This window comes from [Clostridium] aminophilum (assembly GCF_900101295.1).
Taxonomy (GTDB): Bacteria; Bacillota; Clostridia; order Lachnospirales; family Lachnospiraceae; genus Clostridium_R; species Clostridium_R aminophilum_A.
The window spans coordinates 1-18,702 of sequence record NZ_FOIL01000012.1; the positions used below are offsets into that span (position 1 = coordinate 1).

An 18,702-nucleotide genomic window follows, 5' to 3' on the forward strand; every position below is an offset into this window, starting at 1 on the left:
GGACGAGTGGCTTCGCCACAGAATCCGGGCAGTGTATTGGAAACAATGGAAAAAGGTGCGAACGAGGTACAAGATGCTGAGGGCGCTACACTTGCCAGAATGGAAGGTACATGAACTGGCTAACTGTAGAAAAGGCACATGGAGAGCGGCGATGATGCTAAACACAGCGCTTACCAAAACGATAATAGTGGTCAGACTCGGATATCCATCCTTATCAGCCCACTATCTAAAAGTTCGTGTAAACTATTGAACCGCCGTATACCGAACGGTACGTACGGTGGTGTGGAAGGGGAGTGTCAAATCTCCCCTATCCGATCCGCAGGACCCTGAAATCTGTGGGAGAGAAGGAACTGCTGTGTTACAGCCCCAGAATCTTCGCGATCCCCACGAGGATCAGGAAATGCACCGGATAGAATGCGTAAAAGAAATACGGATGGCGGACATTTCCGCGGGTTCCGTCGTACCGTGAGATCGGAATGAGGGCGAGCGCCGCAGAGCAGAGATACTGGACAGATTCAAGGGCCATGACGACGCCTGCCAGCTGATTGCGGGATGCCGGAGCGGTATACGGAAAATACAATGCGCCGATCAGAAGGATGCCCACGGCTCCGTAATCGCAGAACGTGAACTGCGCGAGAAGGCAGGCGGCGGTAAAGACCGCCATCCGGAGAATGTATACCTGACGGTGTGAGGCGGAATTTTCCAGAATCCGCTGGTCAAGGTACATGAAGATGAGACCGATCAGCAGCGTAAAGAGCGTGTTGTTCTTATAGAGAGAAAACAGTTCTCCGGTGGAAGCCAGATTGAACGGAATTTCCGAGAGGACGGCAAACACAGCCATGGAAGCGATATAGCGCCGAAGATGCTGTGTGTGCGCGAAACCCTCCACGAGAAGAAAACAGTATAGCGGCATGGCGATTCGCCCGACGGCGCGCAGAAAGAAGATAATCCAGGGGAGGGCCGGGAACAGGAATCCGCTCATTTCCGGCGTGAGCTTTGACAAAATGATGGCTGCGATGTGATCGATCGTCATGCAGAGCATCGCGATTGTTTTGATCTGCGCTCCGGAGAGCGGGATATCGGGAAGACGGCTGAAGATGCCGTCCTTTTCATTGAAAGAATTCATGTCGGATGACCTTTCCGGAATTTAGGCTTTTTTTGAAACGAGAGAGCAAAGTCTCCGAAATACTATATCACAGATCCTGGGAAAGCAGGAAGGGTTGACAGAATCGGAACAGAAAGATAGAATACAATAACGCAAAATAGACTAACCTAATTTAGATTAGAGTTACCTAAATTAGACACGACTAAAATTGCGAACCGATCAGCGGGAAAAGATGGTTAGAGGTAACTAAAAGATAGAAGAAAAGCTGAAAACACGTGAAGTTAGCGCTAACTAAAAAGAGAAAAGGCCTGAGGCTACGGCGATGAAACGTCGGAAGCCGGCATGAAATAAAAGGATAACAGATTTCACGGGAGAAAGTTATGATAAGTTTAAATATACCGATAAATCAAACAGACGCCGTGGTGCTTACGGTGCTCGGCGTAATGTTTCTGCTGGGCGTCCGGGTGCTGGTCAGCTTTTTCCGGGATCCGGCGAAAAAGAGACAATTGCCGGCGGAAAATGAAGGAAACGGGACGGAGATTCTCGATGACCAATCGGAGGAACCGGTCAAGGGGCGGATTATCCTCACGATTGACGGAATGATGTGCGGGATGTGCGAACTTCATATGAAAGATGCGGTCCGGAAGGCGATTCCCGGAGTAAGCGGAGTGGAGGCATCCCATGTGAGTGGAGAGGTTTCGTTTGTCCTCCGGGATCCGGAATCCGTCTGTGAGGTCTCATCAAAGCTCCATCGGGAAATCGATCCATTGGGTTATCGGATTCTGGAAATGGGACGGAAGAAAATATCGTGAATCGGATACTCATATATAATCATATATAATGAGCATCGGTGCATGCCGGTGCACACCGAACGAAACGGAAAACGCAGAATGCGTCGGCAGCTCTCTGGAAAGGAGAATATATGGCAGATATTATTGTGGCGGCAATTCTGATCCTGTTGATCGGAGCTGCGGTATATAAGGTGATTTCCGATAAGAAGAAGGGAATCGGCTCGTGCGGACACAGCTGCGAGTCCTGTTCCCACGGATGCAGCACGGCGAATGTCCCGGAACGCTTTCGGCTGAAAAAATGATGTCATGAAGTAATATAGTCATGAAAATTTTCCGGGAAAAGAAAGAGGCCGTTCCTTGCGGGGAACGGCCTTTATGATTTATCATGCACCGTTATGCACGAACCATTTCCAACAGTTTCGTCTGTTTATAATATAAATGTCAGAAAATTCAGAAATGCATCGAAAAATTGGCGTTTTTCCAAAACAAAAACCGTTGAAAATGGCTTGACCCGCCAATATGGGTATGTTATAATCACCGCGATATGGCGAAGTGCTAAAGAGAAATGGTGCGTCGTCTATGCATAATTTTTCACTTTTTTGAATAATAATGCATAACTGGAAAAGAGGAAACACATTTTGTGGGACCGTATGAGAGAGCAAACATGTCATAGGACATGAGAAAGGAGCGTTCATGAAATTTTTATTTCATGGGCGTTTTTTTTGCGAATAACGGGCCGGAGTCCGTGCCTGCACGGGACCCTGGCAAATGCCGCGGTGATGAGCGGAACTCGCGAAGTGTGTTTAGCCTGTTTGCAGAAATACAGGGTTTTTAAGGACAGAAAGGATGGTTGACGGATGGCTCAGAAGGTATATCTTCTGCTTGCAGATGGAAGATACTTTGAAGGAACGAATTTCGGCGCTCCGGTTCATGACGTGACGGGAGAAGTCGTTTTTACGACCGGAATGGTCGGATATCTTGAGACACTGACAGACCCGAGTTACAACGGACAGATCGTCATTCAGACATTTCCGCTGGTAGGAAATTACGGTGTGATCCCGGAGGACTTCGAGAGCAAAAAGGTCTGGCTGTCGGGATATATCGTAAAAGAAGACTGTACGACTCCGTCAAACTACCGCTGCGAAGGAGATCTGGACACCTTCCTGAAGGAGCAGGGCATTCCGGCAATCAGCGGCATCGACACCAGAGCCGTTACCCGGATCATCCGCGAAGTCGGAGCGATGAACGGTATGATCACCGCAAAGGAGCCGCCGTACTCGGATGCGCTTCTGGAAGAAATCCGTTCCTTCAGCGTAACTCATGCGGTTGAAACGGTTACACCGGAAAAGGCTGAGATTTTCCCGGCAGAGGGAGAGAAGGAATTCCGCGTTGCTCTCTGGGATTTCGGCGCGAAGGATAACATCCGCCGCGAACTGCAGAAGCGCGGCTGCGAGGTGATCGATCTTCCGGCTTCCACCACAGAAGAAGAACTCATGAAATATGAACCGGACGGCATCATGCTGACCAACGGCCCGGGCGACCCGAGCGAAAATGTGGGTGTCATCGCGGAGATCCGCAAGGCGGCAGACAAAAAGATTCCGATGTTCGGCATCTGCCTCGGTCATCAGCTGATGGCGCTGGCAATGGGCGCGAAGACCGGAAAGATGAAGTTCGGCCACCGCGGCGCAAATCAGCCGGTCAAATTCCTTGAGACCAACCGCATTTACATCAGCAGCCAGAACCACGGATATGAAGTAAAGGCAGACAGCCTTCCGGCCAACGCGAAGCTGTCATTTATCAATGTAAACGACGGAACCTGTGAGGGAATCGATTACACAGACCGCCCGGCATTTACCGTACAGTTCCATCCGGAAGCCTGCAGCGGACCGCTGGATACGAGATTCCTGTTTGATCGTTTTATTGAGAATATGAAAGCCGCAAAATAAGGAGGAAGCACAATGCCGTTAAATAAGAATCTGAAAAAAGTAATGGTAATCGGTTCCGGTCCGATCGTCATCGGCCAGGCCGCAGAGTTTGACTATGCGGGAACACAGGCATGCCGTGCCCTGAAAGAGGAGGGACTGGATGTTGTTCTGGTTAACTCCAACCCGGCGACGATCATGACCGATAAGGCGATTGCGGATCAGGTATACATTGAGCCGCTGACACTGGAAACCGTGAAGAGAATCATCCTGAAGGAAAAACCGGACAGCATCCTGTCGACTCTGGGCGGCCAGACCGGTCTGACCCTGTCCATGGAGCTGGCAAAATGCGGCTTCCTTGAGGAGCACGGCGTGAAGCTTCTGGGCGCGAATCCGGAGACGATCGACAAGGCGGAGGACCGTCAGTGCTTCAAGGATACCATGGAAGCAATCGGCGAGCCCTGCATCCCGTCGGAAGTAACCACCACGATTGAGGATTCCGTCCGCGTGGCAGAGGAGATCGGATATCCGGTCATCATCCGTCCGGCATTTACCCTTGGCGGAACCGGCGGCGGTATTGTTAATAATGAAAAAGAACTCCGCGTGATTGCGGAGGAGGGACTTCGTCTTTCCCCGATCACTCAGATTCTGGTTGAGAAATGTATCTCCGGATGGAAGGAGATCGAGTTCGAGTGTATCCGTGACAGCAACGGCAACGTTATCACCGTCTGCTCCATGGAGAACTTCGACCCGGTCGGCATTCACACCGGCGATTCCATTGTTATCGCTCCGGCGGTGACTCTGGCGGACAAAGAGTACCAGATGCTTCGAAGCGCATCTCTGAACATTATTCAGTCCATGGGAATTGAGGGCGGATGCAACTGCCAGTTTGCACTGAATCCGGAGAGCAAAGAGTACGCGGTTATCGAGGTTAACCCGCGAGTATCCAGATCTTCCGCGCTGGCGTCCAAGGCAACGGGTTATCCGATCGCCCGCGTCGCATCCAAGATTGCCATCGGTTACACCCTCGATGAGATTCCGAACGAGGTAACCGGAAAGACCATGGCCTGCTTCGAGCCGGCACTGGACTATGTGGTTGTCAAGTTCCCGAAGTGGCCGTTTGATAAGTTTGTATACGGTCAGAGACGTCTCGGAACCCAGATGAAGGCAACCGGTGAGGTTATGGCCATCGGAAGAAACTTCGAGCAGGCTCTTCTCAAGGCGATCCGCGGATGTGCGATCTCCCAGAATGATCTGAACATGAAGACTGTCATCGCGCTGTCCGATGATGAACTGAAGGGAAAGATCCTTGCGCAGGATGACGAGAGAATCTTCGCGATTTACGAGGCACTGAAGCGCGGCGTGACCGTCGACGAACTCCACCGCATGACCATGGTGGACGAGTGGTTCCTCGAAAAACTGCAGCACATCATCCGCATTGAAAAGGATCTGCGCGGCGGATACTCCGATGAAGTATACGATGAGGCAAAGATCTACGGATTCCCGGACAGCGTGATCCGTCAGCTGACCGGAAAAGAGGATCTTCCGCACAAGCCGTTCAGCTACCGCATGGTTGATACCTGCGCGGCAGAGTTTGCGGCCAGCACTCCGTATTTCTACAGCACCTACGGAGAGGCGGATGAAGCGGAAAACTTCATTAAAGAGCATGCTTCCGGAAAGAAGGTTGTCATGGTATTCGGTTCCGGCCCGATCCGCATCGGACAGGGTATCGAGTTCGACTTCGCTTCGGTTCACTGTGTATGGTCTCTGAAGAAAGCCGGCTATGAGGTTGTCATCGTCAACAATAACCCGGAGACGGTTTCCACCGACTTCAACGTTGCGGACAGACTTTACTTTGAGCCGCTGACACCGGAAGATGTCATGGACATCATCCGTGTGGAAAAACCGATCGGCTGTGTGGTTGCCTTCGGCGGCGGAACGGCCATCAATCTGACCAAGACACTGGTGGAGAATAACATTCCGGTTCTGGGAACCAATGCGGACTCCATCGACCTTGCAGAGGACAGAGGAAGATTTGCAAATCTTCTGAAGAAGCTGAACATGAAGCAGGCGCCGGGCACAACGGTATTCACCGAAGAAGAGGCGCTTGAGGCTGCAAACCGGATCGGATACCCGGTACTGATGCGCCCGTCCTACGTTCTGGGCGGTCAGAACATGATCATCGCCTACAGCGACGCGGACATCAAAGAATATATGAAGATCATTCTCTCTCATAAGATTGAGAATGCGATCCTGATCGATAAATACCTGATGGGAAAAGAGCTGGAAGTTGACGCCATCTGCGACGGCGACACCGTCCTGATTCCGGGCATCATGGAACATGTCGAGCGCGCGGGTGTTCACTCCGGCGACTCGATCGCGGTATATCCGAGCTTTTTGCTGACGCAGAGCCAGATTGACCGTCTGGTGGATTACACGATCCGTCTTGCCCATGCAATGGACACCAAGGGACTGATCAACATCCAGTATGTTCTCCATGAAGACACCATTTACATCATCGAGGTAAACCCGAGATCGTCCAGAACGGTTCCGTACATCAGCAAGGTGACCGGCGTTCCGATGGTAGATCTGGCAACCCGCGTCATGATGGGCGAAAAGCTGGAAGACATGGGATACGAGACCGGACTGTATCCGTGCTCCAAGTATTATGCGGTTAAGGTTCCGGTATTCTCCTTCGCGAAACTTCCGGACGTAGACACACAGCTCGGCCCGGAAATGAAGTCGACCGGTGAGGTTCTGGGAATCTCCAAGTCCCTTGAGGAGGCACTCTTTAAGGGAATGCTGGCAGCGGGCTTTAAGATGAAACACTCCGGCGGTATTCTGGTCAGTGTTCGCGATGAGGAAAAGAAAGATCTGAAGAATCTGATCAAGGCGTTTGTCACCATGGGATTCACGATCTACGCGACATCGGGCACTTCCAAGTATCTGAACAGCGTAGGTATCTCTTCCAGCGTCATCGCAAAGATCAGCGAGGCGAAAGAAGGCGAGCCGGATACCATTTCCCTGATGGAGTCCGGAAAAGTCAGCTACGTGATCTCCATCTCCGCGAAGGGAAGACTTCCGCAGCTGGATTCCGTAAAGATGAGAAGAAAGGCTGTCGAACTCGGAATTCCGTGCCTTACCGCACTGGATACCGCATCGGTTCTCGCCCTTGCGCTGGAAGGAAAGTATGACGAAGACAACACGGAACTCGTCGATATCGCGCACATTGACCATGGTCATGCAAACAGCGAGGAAATGAAGCGGATGGAAGAGCCGGATATCGTGATTCCGGGATATGTTCTTCAGGAAAAAGACTGATCGGAACCGTTATGATAAAGAACGGATCTCAAAACAGTCCAAAACTGCGAGAACAGTAAAAAGTAAAGCAGTAAAACAGAAAACAGGCGGTGCACCGGCGACAACAGCCGGGCGCTGCCTGATTTTTTTCTTATGAGATCAGAAATTTCTCCGAAATTCCTATAGCACCAAAAACGCTCTGCGGATTTTTCTGCGACGGAATGGGAGAACGTGAGTGAGTAAGGGAGAATATGAAGGAACAGAAAAACGGCTGCCGGATGAAGATGTGTGTAAAAAATTTATAATACAACATGAAAATACAGCAAAACTCCCGATAATCTTTACAGACATCGAAAAAGGAAGTATACTAAATTACTACACAGCAGTCAATGATACATGAAAAGAATGAAATAAACAGGAGCGGCAGTTGAACTGCCTTTAAGATTATGACAAATGTGAAGCGGGCTTTGGCGATAGCAGGTGTGATAGCACTGTCGTCGGAGCTGTATTTTAATGTTTTTGTCAACTCCTTCCGCATATCTCCGGCAGTCATTCTGTTTCCGATTCTTCTGATGACAATCGGAAAACAGCTGAGAGTGATGCCGGTTGCACTGTTTACCTCGCTGTGCATTTATATTTTCCGCACTCTGATACTGGCGGTTACCGGAACCAACGGAGCATCTCTCTGGGAAATGAACATCCCGGCGGCATGCTTCTATGTATGTTACGGCTTTGTGTTCCGCGCGTTGGTTCAGGACCGGTATGGGGCTTCTCCGGCCAACATAGCGTGGGTGGCATTTGCCGCCGATCTGCTCTCCAACTTTACGGAAGTCATGCTTCGTGAGGCGACGCAGGGCAATGCGTACTCGGATTTTAACGTGTTTACAAGACTTGCGATTGTGGCATTGTTCCGTTCGCTGCTTGTGTTCCTGGGGATGGTCTGTGCGCGCTGGTACACGGCACTTTTGAAAACGGAGGAACATGAACGGCGCTACCGCAGGCTGTTTATGCTGAGCACCGGTCTGAAAAGCGAAGTGTATCTGATGCGCCGCAACAGCGAACAAATCGAGCGCGTCATGGGCAATGCCTATCGCCTGTATGAGAAACTGCAGAAACGGGGACTTCCCGACGATATGCAGAGGATGGGACTTGAGATTGCCCGGGAAGTGCACGAGGTCAAGAAGGATTATCTCCGCATCATAACCGGACTGGAGAAGGAGATCTCCATCGATCCGGCCAGCCCGGATATGAGTTTTATGGATCTGATCGCCATTCTGGAAGATACGATGCACAATGCCATTCTCAAGAAAAATGTTGATATTCAGATTGTCACGAACATTTCATATCCGTTCCGTCTGACGGAGCATTACTCGATGATGTCCATTCTGAACAATCTGGTCAACAATGCCATCGAGGCCATTGAGGGAGACAAGAAAAAAGGGACGATCTGGATCAGCGAGAAGGAGATCGGAAAAGACATTGTGATCCGGGTCAGAGATAACGGCCCCGGCATCTCGGAACGCCATCTGCAGAACATTTTCCGGATGGGGTATTCGACAAAATTCGATGAAAAGACCGGAAGCATTTTTCGCGGGGTCGGGCTGAACGGTGTGCAGAATATTGTAGAGGACCAGTTTGGCGGTGTAATCACCGTCGTATCTACAGTGGGGGAAGGCACAGAATTTACGGTCATGATCCCAAAGGAAAATCTGGAAAAAAGCGGTCATCGCATGACCGAGGCGGTTCTGGCTGAGCCGGGGAATTATGCGCCTGCGGAACAAAGAAACAGTACCGACGAAGTGAAAGAAGAATAAGAAGAAAGTAAGGACAGGAAAGCACTATGGACAAAATGGAAATCTACATTGTAGAGGATGATCTTTCGGTTATCAGTATTCTGGAGGATATCATAGAAGATAATGATCTCGGAAGCGTCAGCGGATCCAGCGGAGAAAACGGCGCGGATATCGACGAGATTCTGATCCGGAAGCCGGATGTGATTCTGATCGATTATCTGATGCCGGGAAAGGACGGCATGCAGGTTGTCAGGGAACTGAAAGAGAAGGGCTGCCGGGCAAAATTTGTCATGATTTCTCAGGTGTCCAGCAAAGATATGGTTGGAAAAGCCTACGATGCCGGCGTTGACTTCTTCATCAGCAAGCCGATCAATCTGATCGAGGTGAAAAGCGTGATCCAGAATGTGGAGAGCCAGCTGAAGAATGAAAAGACCATCGCCAATCTCCGCACGATGTTCATGAACGAAATTTCCGATATGTCCGATAACTCCGACCACGCAAAAGAAGTAAACAATGTGGATTATGAGAAGAAAGTCCGCTATATTCTGAACCGCATCGGCATGTCCGGAGAAAAGGGTGCAGAGGATATCGTGAAGATCTGCGAGTATCTGAAGAGCAGCGGTCAGCCGATCGCAACGGTCAGCATCGGCAGACTGTGTGAGATTATTTCCGATGCGCCGAAAAACATGGAGCAGAGAATCCGCCGTGCGATCTCCGTCGGAATGTCCAATCTGGCCCACCTCGGTGTGGAGGATTTTATGAATGAGACGTTTACCGAGTACTCCAATTCCCTTTTCCCGTTTGAGGAGATCCGCAGTGAAATGGATCATATCCGCGGCAAGAGCAGATACGGCGGAAAGGTCAGCATCAAGAAATTTATCGATGCGCTGATGCTGGAAGCAGACCGCAAATAAGCACATCGGATACAGCCCTTCGGCCGCAGAATGAAACAACTGAAAATGCATTTTTGTCGGGATTTCCGGTTTCCGGAGATCCCGATTTTTTTGTGCCGCAGGAAAGATATCTGGTTTTCACGCGGCACAAAAACGCTCCGCGGGGATACAAGCGCAGCGGAAGGAGAAAATGTGACCCGGCGGCGACCGGCGGACGCTTCTCCTGAAAAAAAACAGGATGTGAAAAATGACTACAGAAAAGTGCAGATTGTATAAGGAAAAAACATAGTATGTGCATATCGCACTATGAATCTGAAATATAGATGGTATGATTATTCAAAATCACCATGGCAAATATTTATTTCTGACATAACATTGTGATGTATCCTGTAGTTTTTTGATGAGGAAAGTTTAGGATATGGGCAGTTACAAAAGTTACATAATTTCATATGGGGGGTAACATTATGGTAATTTGGAATGAAAGCGCACGCATTTGGGTAGCTCAGCTTGACATGTATCAGGCGGCTGCGGTTGCTACTTTCATGCTGGTTATCGGCCAGCTTCTGGTAGACCGCATTGAGTTCCTCAGAAGATACTGCATCCCGGCACCGGTTGTCGGCGGCTTTATCTTCGCGATCGCACATGCAGCTCTCAGAGCAGCAGGCGTCATTGAGTTCGATATGGATACGACGCTCCAGTCCGTATTCATGACCGGTTTCTTCTGCTCCGTAGGTTATATGGCAGCTTTCGGAATGCTGAAGAAGGGCGGAATCGACGTTATCCGTTTCCTGATTCTTGCAGTTCTGATGTGCTGCATACAGGATGTGGTCGGCGGATTCGGTGCAAAGGCATTCGGACTTGACGGAAAACTCGGACTTGCAATGGGCTCCATCCCGTTGGTAGGCGGACACGGAACAGCAGGTTCCTTCGGACAGTTCCTTGAGGAACGCGGTGTCGCAAACGCAACTGTAGTAGCGGTAGCTTCCGCAACATACGGACTGATCTCAGGATGCCTGATCGGTGGACCGATCGCATCTGCAAAGATCAAGAAGTATGGTCTTAAGCCGAAGACAAGCGCAACCGGCACATCCACTGATGTTGATGCTCCGGATCTTGGCGATGGCGAAATCAAGGGCGACAACCTTCTTCCGGCTGCTGCTTACATTATTATCGCAATCGGTCTTGGAACCATCGTTTCCAAGCTGATCGGTATGGTTCTTACAATGCCGGCTTACATCGGCGCGATGATCTGCGCAGCAATCATCCGCAACGTAAGGGGCGATTCCACACCGACAACAGAGATCAATGCACTCGGCAATGTTTGCCTGTCTGTATTCCTCGGACTTGCAATGTGCAACCTGAAGCTGTGGCAGCTTGTTGACCTGGCTCTTCCGATGATCGTACTCCTTCTGATCCAGACTGTGATCATGTGGGTATATGCTTCTTACGTCGTATTCCCGGTAATGGGAAAAGATTACGATGCAGCAACCATGGCATCCGGCTTCTGCGGATTCGGAATGGGCGCTACACCGAACGCAATGGCAAATATGTCTGCGGTTGTTAAACAGCACGGACCGGCTCCGGTAGCATTCATGGTAGTGCCGCTGGTAGGTTCCCTGTTCATCGACTTCTTCAACGCAGCAATCATCACAGCATTTGCTAACTTCCTGTAATTCTTGAAAACCGATATTTCAAAGATTTGGGATAAGTCAGTGATTCTTGCGGCCGATCCCTAACGGGGTCGGCCGTTTTCTGTGGCATGGGAAATTTCTCTGAAATTCCCCATGCCACAGAAAAAAAGCAAGGAGCAGGGCGCACGGAATATCCGCCGGCGGAAGCTCCTTCAACCGAAGAAAAAACGAAATATACTATATTCTGTTGCTTATAGTTCAGAACGACACAAGATGCAGACAGAATATGTGCAAAGCCGCTAAAACACTTTAAATCGGCAAACTTGCATTATATCGTCGTATCGTGTAGGAAGTTGTAGAATATAAACAAATGTAAATAACCTGTATCACACGATATGTATTTGATTCGTGCATGGCACAGCGATATAATGAGCATGCAGATAGGAAATGTTCACAAAAACCTTCCGGGAAAACACCGGAAAATGTGAATGTTAAACTATAGAATTCATTGATCAACATTTAATACGCAGGAGGTATTACAATGAACGCTTACATTCAGAGAGTTATCGACGATGTAAAGAAGAAAAACGCATCTCAGCCGGAGTTCTGCCAGACCGTAGAAGAGGTTCTTGGCTCCCTTTCCCCGCTGATCGATGCACACCCGGAGTACGAAGAGAATGCTATTCTTGAGAGAATGGTTGAGCCGGAGAGAGCTTTCTGCTTCCGTGTTCCGTGGGAGGATGACAACGGCGTTCTTCACGTAAACCGTGGTTACAGAATCCAGTTCAACTCCGCTATCGGACCGTACAAGGGCGGCCTTCGTTTCGCTCCGAACGTAAATACTTCTGTAATCAAGTTCCTTGGTTTCGAGCAGGTATTCAAAGATGCTCTTACAACTCTTCCGATCGGCGGCGCTAAGGGTGGTGCTGACTTCGATCCGAACGGCAAGAGCGACAAGGAAATCCAGAGATTCTGCCAGTCCTTCATGGAAGGTATGTTCAGATTCATCGGACCGGATGTTGACTGCCCGGCTGGTGACCTTGGTGTAGGCGGCCGTGAGATCGGTTACATGTTCGGCGCTTGGAGAAGACTGACAGGTTCTTACGCAAACGGCGCTCTGTCCGGTAAGGATCCGCTGTTCGGTGGTTCTGCATTCCGTCCGGAAGCAACTGGTTACGGTGCTGTTTACTACCTTGAGGCTGTTCTTGGACACGAGAACGATGACATCAAGGGCAAGAGAGTTGCTGTTGCTGGATTCGGTAACGTAGCATGGGGCGTTTGCAAGAAGCTTGCAGAGCTCGGCGCTAAGGCTGTTACACTTTCTGGCCCGGATGGTTACATCTACGATCCGGAAGGCGTTGCTACAGAAGAGAAGATCAACTATATGCTTGAGATGAGAGCATCCGGCCGCAACAAGGTTCAGGATTACGCTGACAAGTTCCACTGCCAGTTCTTCGCAGGTCAGAAGCCGTGGGGACAGAAGGATGTTGATATCGTAATGCCGTGCGCTACTCAGAACGATGTAGACATGGACGAGGCTAAGAAGATCGTTGCTAACGGCGTTAAGTACTACATCGAGGTAGCTAACATGCCGACAACCAACGAGGCTCTGAAGTTCCTTATGGATCAGAAGAACATGATCGTTGCTCCGTCTAAGGCTGTTAACTGCGGTGGTGTATCCGTATCCGCACTCGAGATGAGCCAGAACTCCGAGAGACTGTTCTGGGATGGTGAGGAAGTTGATAAGTGGCTCCACAAGATCATGAAGGGTGTTCACGACAACTCCGCAGCTGCTGCTGAGAGATATGGCCTTGGCTACAACCTGGTTGCAGGCGCTAACATCGTCGGCTTCGAGAAGGTTGCTGATGCTATGATCAAGCAGGGTCGTGCATACTAATTAAAACGACTTTCGTCTGATAGTTTGAAAGTTTTGAAAGCCTTGAAGGCCTTGCGCCTTCAGGGCTTTCTTTTGTTCCACGCGCAGTCTTTTTCGTGCGTTGACACCGAAAAGATCTTTCCATATAATATCAGTACAAATTACAGATATACAAAATGGACGGTTTGCCTTCTGCGGCGGCAGAGATGCGGACCGGTAGGGATAGACTGAAAGGAGACGATTCTATGATACCGAGTTTTTCTGTAGACCATCGATATATTGTTCCGGGAATTTTTGTAAGCCGTGAAGACCAGTTGGGCAGGGAAAAGGTTACAACATACGATATTCGCGTGAAAAAACCGAATGTGGAGCCGGTGATTGATGTGGCGGCGATGCATTCCCTGGAGCACATTATCGCAACTTTCCTCCGCAATGATCCGGAATGGAAGGATGAGATCATCTATTGGGGGCCGATGGGATGTCTCACCGGATTCTATCTGATTCTGAAAGGAGACCGCCCTTCCAGAGAAATCTATGATCTGATTCTGAGAGCGTTTGAGGACGTTCTGACGACAGAGGAAGTACCGGGAGCTACTCTGAAGAACTGCGGTACTGCACTGATGCACAATCTTGGAATGGCCAAATGGTACGCAAAGGAATTTGTGGAATATCTGAAGGCACATGCGGGTGAGAAAGAAATCTTTGAATACCCGATGACCGAGCGACTGGTCACCGAGGATGGAAAGAACTTCTTTGATTCATGATGCCTGACGGACTCCGGAAACGGATGCGTCATGCACCCCGCATTCCGGCCGCACTGTGACCGGAAGAACAGAACGAACAATATGATGACAGAATACCCCCGGAGACAGAAACGGAAGTTTCGTCTTCGGGGGTATCTTTTCGTTTCATAGGAAATTTCTCCGAAATTCCCTATGAAACAAAAGCGCTCCGCGAGGATGCGCACGCCGCTGTAAGGAAAATGTCACCTTACGGTGACCAGCGGCGGCGCGCAAAGTCCGTCAAGCTCCCTTCAGGAATGAGGGGATGGGGGAGCCGAAGTCCGCTTGCGGACTTTGTTCGGAACATTTTGTGAATATTCTGTGAAAACTGAGCTGCCGATATTCCATAGAAATGGCGTTCCTGTGCGGTATATTGCGGTTTTGAGACCGGGGGAAAAACCTTGTAGTCGATGTCAATCTGTGGTTAAATATAGATAGAATAGCTGTAATTATCGGACAGCGGAGAACGTAGATCGAATAGGGGAGGTATTCTGAAATGTCAGATGAAAGCGCTAAGAACTCCATGCCGGAAGGCACAGAGAAGACCATGGCAGATTTTGCCGATGAACTGGATGCGTCGTTTAAGAAGATCCATACCGGTGACATTGTCACGGGAACGGTTGTCGGCGTGAGCGAGACGGAAGTGCTGCTGGATCTCGGCACCTATACGGAAGGAAGAATCAGCAAACAGGATCTGAGCAATGATCCGTCGTTTAATCTTCTGACGGAGGTTCACAACGGTGATGAGATTACCGCTACCGTGATCCGTACTGATAAGAGAAACGGCCAGCTGGTTTTGTCCAGAAAAGAAGCGAACAATACCCTGGCATGGGAAAAATTCAATGCGTTGAAGGAAGACCGAACCGTATTTCCGGTGACCATCACCGAAGCGGTCAAGAGCGGTGTTCTGACCAAAGTGGATGGATTCCGTGCATTTATCCCGGCAAGCCGTCTGACGGATTCCTTTGTGGAGAATCTGGATGAGTGGGTTGGTAAGACCGTCGATGTCACTGTGATCGACGTCAATGAAGAGAAAAAGAGTCTGGTTCTTTCCGGAAGGGAAGCAGCCAGAGCGAAAGCGGCCGAGGCGAAGAAAACCAAAATTTCCAGGTGCAAGGTTGGAACCGTAATGGAAGGCAAGGTGGAGAGCATCATGCCGTACGGCGCGTTTGTTGCGCTGAGCAACGGCCTTACAGGCCTGGTTCATGTGTCACAGATCAGCAAAAAGAGAGTGGCGAATCCGGCGTCTGTTCTTCAGGAAGGACAGGAAGTGACGGTTAAGATCATTGCACTGAAAGACGGCAAGATCAGCCTCAGCATGAAGGAAGTGGAAAAGGAAGAGGCGCCGGATGATGAGGTTCCGGAGTACAAGAACAGCGATGAGCTGACCACGACGCTGGGCGATCTCTTCAAGGGACTGAACTTATGAGAATCGTTCTTCAGGTTGTAAAACATGCGGATGTGAAAGTGGACGGGGAAGAGATCGGATCCATCGGAAGAGGATTTTTGATTCTCCTTGGCGTAGAGGATACGGATACCGAGGAACTGACCGACCGCATGATCGATAAAGTATGCAAACTTCGAATCCTTTCGGATGAAAATGATAAGACGAATCTCTCGCTGGCGGATGTCGGCGGAGAAATCCTCGTCGTCAGCCAGTTTACACTCTACGCGGACTGCCGGAAGGGACATCGGCCGGGATTCACCCACGCGGGAAAACCGGAACTTGCAGAGCGGCTCTATGAGCACGCTATTGAGCGATGCAGGATGTATTCGGACAAGGTTGCGCATGGAAAATTCGGTGAGCATATGGAAGTCTCTCTTCTGAATGACGGTCCGTTTACACTGATGCTCGACTCCGAAACACTTCTGAAATAAAAATGAGACTCCGGCAAAGGAATGCCGGACGGGAAGGACAATAACAGAAAATGACAGCAAAGGAACTTCAGAAAGAACTGACCTGGGAATTCCCGGATGTCGCCAAAGCGGCACCGGACCAGGTGAAAGAAGCATATGATTTTGCGGAGGGATATAAGGATTTTCTCGGCAAGGCAAAAACCGAGAGAGAATTCACCGAGGAATCCGTGAAACTTCTGGATGAGGCGGGATACCGACCGATTGAGAAGGGAAAGACCTATCAGCCGGGTGACAAGGTATATTATGTAAACCGCGGAAAATCTCTGATCATGACCACCTTCGGAAAAAAGCCGATGGAGGAGGGACTCCGGTTAAATGCGGCACACATTGATTCCCCGAGACTGGATTTAAAGGCTCAGCCGCTCTTTGAAAAAGACGGAATTGCTTATTTTAAACCGCATTATTACGGCGGTATCCGCAAATACCAGTGGGTGACTGTTCCGCTGGCGATGCACGGCGTTTTTGTGAAGAAAGACGGCAGTGTGATCAAATTAAATGTGGGCGAGGAACCGGGAGATCCGATGTTCCTGATCACCGATCTTCTTCCGCATCTCGGCGCGAAGCAGAACGGAAAGAAACTGACGGAGGCAATCACCGGTGAGGATCTGAACATCGTGGTCGGATCACTCCCGTTTGTGGATGATTCCGATGACAAGATCAAGGAACCGGTGAAACTGAAGGCGCTGGAACTTCTCCATGAAAAATACGGCGTGACAGAGAGAGATTTCCTCCGGGCGGAGATTGAGTTCGTGCCGGCGGCAAAACCGGTGGACATCGGATTTGACCGCAGCATGATCGGCGGCTACGGACAGGATGATAAGGTCTGCGCATATCCGGCTCTCATCGCCGAGATCGAGGCGAAAGATCCGGAGTATACCACGGTGACGGTTCTCACGGATAAAGAGGAGATCGGATCCGAAGGCAATACCGGGCTGAATTCAGATTATATGCTTCATTATATAGAAGATCTGGCGGCTGCTTACCGTGCGGATGTGCGGGAGGTTCTCCGCAATTCCATCTGTCTGTCCTCGGATGTCGGCGCGGCGTTTGATCCGACATTCCCGCAGGTATTTGAGAAAAACAATTCCGCATTCCTCGGAAAGGGCGTTTCGCTGATCAAGTATACCGGTTCCCGCGGAAAGTCCGGAAGCAATGACGCATCGGCAGAACTGATGAACCGGATTATGAACATTCTGGATGATCACAATGTCATGTGGCAGGCCGGTGAACTCGGAAAAGTGGATGAAGGCGGCGGCGGCACGGTTGCGAAATTTGTGGCCGGCAAGGACATCAACGTCGTGGATCTCGGCGTTCCGGTTCTGTGTATGCATTCTCCGTTTGAGCTGACCAGCAAAATGGATGTGTACAGCGCATATCTTGCCTACAAGGCATTCTATGATTGACACATATTCCCGAAAGGAAATATTTGCCATAAAAAACATAAGGAATTAGAGAGGTTTTAAATCAACATGAAGAAGATGATCAAAGCAAGCATACTTTGCGCTGCAGTGGCAATGGTTGTTGCATCCGGCTGTTCAAAGTTTTCGTCCAACACCAATCAGACGACGGCGGCAGAGGCTGCAGCGGATGCGGCGGCAGATGTACAGACTGAGAGTTATGCGGACGAAAGTTCCATCACACTCGGTGAGTACAAAAAGATTCCGGTGCAGGTTACCAAGAGAGACGTAACCGACGCGGATGTCGATGCCCAGATCAATCAGGTGCTGACTGCAAATCCAAATTATGTGGAAGTTGATCGCGAAGCACAGGACGGAGATACGGTAACCATCGATTACAAGGGAACCATCAATGGTGAGGAGTTCAGCGGCGGAAGCGCAGAGGGATATCTTCTTGTTCTCGGAAGTCATTCCTTCATCGACGGATTCGAGGATGGCGTTGTCGGTATGAAGGCCGGTGAGAACAAGGATCTGAACCTGAAATTCCCGGACGGATACGGCAACAAGGATCTTGCCGGCAAGGATGTCGTGTTTAACGTTACCCTGCAGAAGGTGACGGAAAAGAAGGATGCGGAACTGAACGACGAGTTTGTTCAGAAGGTTGCTCCGGATGCGAAGACGGTAGACGGCTATAAGGCTCAGATCCGCAAGAGTCTGGAAGATCAGGCGGCTCAGTCCAGGAAGAGCGAGATGGATCAGCAGATCCTTCAGAGTCTCGTGGACAGTTCGACCATCGTTCTCGGAAAAGAAGAGGTGGAGAAGGCGTTCAATTCCTATCTGATCCGCACCACACAGCAGGCACAGCAGTACGGTATTGATTTTGACACCTACGCATCCTACATGGGTACCAATGCGGACGGACTCCGAAAGAGGCTGCGTGCTCAGGCTGAAAACACGGTCAAGAGCCGTCTGGTGCTCGGCGAGGTTGCGGCGAAGGAGAATCTGAAGGCAGAAGATTCCGACCGTCAGGCACTCGCATCCATGTATGGCTTTGATAATATCGATGCTCTGAAGGAGAGTAACACCGATGCCTCCGACGAGGATATCGATAAAGATGCACTCAACATGAAAGTTATGACTTTCCTGGAGGAGAATGCAGACGTAACTGAAGTGGAACCGACACAGGCGGCAGCGGAGGAGAGCTCTGCTGCTGACGAGAGCAAGGCCGATGGCGAGAGCTCCGAGGAGACAACTGCAGCACAGTAAGTATTCTTGTCTTTCAACGGTTTCGCCGG

At 50.1% G+C, this 18,702-nt stretch carries 15 protein-coding genes; 14 read left to right on the forward strand and 1 reads right to left on the reverse strand.

Translation table 11 applies throughout. The features are described 5' to 3' along the window. Positions 1 to 358 precede the first annotated feature (358 nt). Positions 359 to 1,126, reverse strand: coding sequence for a TraX family protein (locus tag BMW41_RS04765; protein ID WP_074649084.1), 768 nt, complete (start codon positions 1,124 to 1,126; stop codon positions 359 to 361). A gap of 359 nt (positions 1,127 to 1,485) precedes the next feature. On the opposite strand from BMW41_RS04765, the gene BMW41_RS14125 reads away from it, so the two are divergent. The 14 genes from BMW41_RS14125 (at position 1,486) to tig (ending at position 18,673) form a co-directional block, all read left to right on the forward strand. Then, a complete protein-coding gene (locus BMW41_RS14125; protein ID WP_083378788.1) occupies positions 1,486 to 1,917 on the forward strand; it encodes a heavy-metal-associated domain-containing protein in 432 nt (143 codons plus the stop codon). Positions 1,918 to 2,027: 110 nt separating this feature from the next. Further along, on the forward strand, positions 2,028 to 2,198 hold the full coding sequence (locus BMW41_RS04775; protein ID WP_074649085.1) for a FeoB-associated Cys-rich membrane protein: 171 nt from the start codon (positions 2,028 to 2,030) through the stop codon (positions 2,196 to 2,198). A 555-nt stretch (positions 2,199 to 2,753) separates the two neighbouring features. Then, positions 2,754 to 3,842, forward strand: coding sequence for a carbamoyl phosphate synthase small subunit (locus tag BMW41_RS04780; protein WP_074649086.1), 1,089 nt, complete (start codon positions 2,754 to 2,756; stop codon positions 3,840 to 3,842). 12 nt (positions 3,843 to 3,854) lie between these two features. Then, entirely contained in the window at positions 3,855 to 7,139 is a 3,285-nt protein-coding gene (carB, locus tag BMW41_RS04785; RefSeq protein ID WP_074649087.1) for a carbamoyl-phosphate synthase large subunit, read from the forward strand. A gap of 214 nt (positions 7,140 to 7,353) precedes the next feature. Beyond that, positions 7,354 to 7,518, forward strand: a complete 165-nt coding sequence (locus tag BMW41_RS14550) for a hypothetical protein (protein WP_177171164.1) — start codon at positions 7,354 to 7,356, stop codon at positions 7,516 to 7,518. A 46-nt stretch (positions 7,519 to 7,564) separates the two neighbouring features. Then, the gene (locus BMW41_RS04790; protein ID WP_074649088.1) at positions 7,565 to 8,932 is read left to right on the forward strand and encodes a sensor histidine kinase; all 1,368 of its coding nucleotides are present in this window, start codon (positions 7,565 to 7,567) and stop codon (positions 8,930 to 8,932) included. Positions 8,933 to 8,958: 26 nt separating this feature from the next. After that, positions 8,959 to 9,825, forward strand: a complete 867-nt coding sequence (locus BMW41_RS04795; RefSeq protein WP_330386923.1) for a DNA-binding domain-containing protein — start codon at positions 8,959 to 8,961, stop codon at positions 9,823 to 9,825. Positions 9,826 to 10,268: 443 nt separating this feature from the next. Beyond that, complete coding sequence (gene gltS / locus BMW41_RS04805; RefSeq protein WP_074649090.1) at positions 10,269 to 11,477, forward strand: sodium/glutamate symporter; 1,209 nt, start codon at positions 10,269 to 10,271, stop codon at positions 11,475 to 11,477. A 499-nt stretch (positions 11,478 to 11,976) separates the two neighbouring features. Continuing rightward, complete coding sequence (gene gdhA, locus BMW41_RS04810) at positions 11,977 to 13,332, forward strand: NADP-specific glutamate dehydrogenase (protein ID WP_074649091.1); 1,356 nt, start codon at positions 11,977 to 11,979, stop codon at positions 13,330 to 13,332. A gap of 224 nt (positions 13,333 to 13,556) precedes the next feature. Beyond that, entirely contained in the window at positions 13,557 to 14,075 is a 519-nt protein-coding gene (locus BMW41_RS04815; protein WP_074649092.1) for an S-ribosylhomocysteine lyase, read from the forward strand. Positions 14,076 to 14,589: 514 nt separating this feature from the next. Then, a complete protein-coding gene (locus BMW41_RS04820) occupies positions 14,590 to 15,522 on the forward strand; it encodes a S1 RNA-binding domain-containing protein (protein ID WP_074649093.1) in 933 nt (310 codons plus the stop codon). Further along, positions 15,519 to 15,971: a D-aminoacyl-tRNA deacylase gene (gene dtd, locus BMW41_RS04825; RefSeq protein ID WP_074649094.1), complete on the forward strand. Its 453-nt coding sequence runs from the start codon at positions 15,519 to 15,521 to the stop codon at positions 15,969 to 15,971. The genes BMW41_RS04820 and dtd overlap by 4 nt, the downstream gene beginning before the upstream one ends. 50 nt (positions 15,972 to 16,021) lie before the next feature. Continuing rightward, positions 16,022 to 17,413, forward strand: coding sequence for an aminopeptidase (locus BMW41_RS04830; RefSeq protein ID WP_074649095.1), 1,392 nt, complete (start codon positions 16,022 to 16,024; stop codon positions 17,411 to 17,413). A 66-nt stretch (positions 17,414 to 17,479) separates the two neighbouring features. Then, positions 17,480 to 18,673 (forward strand): trigger factor, encoded by a 1,194-nt coding sequence (gene tig / locus BMW41_RS04835; protein ID WP_074649096.1) that lies wholly within the window; start codon positions 17,480 to 17,482, stop codon positions 18,671 to 18,673. Positions 18,674 to 18,702: the final 29 nt, after the last annotated feature.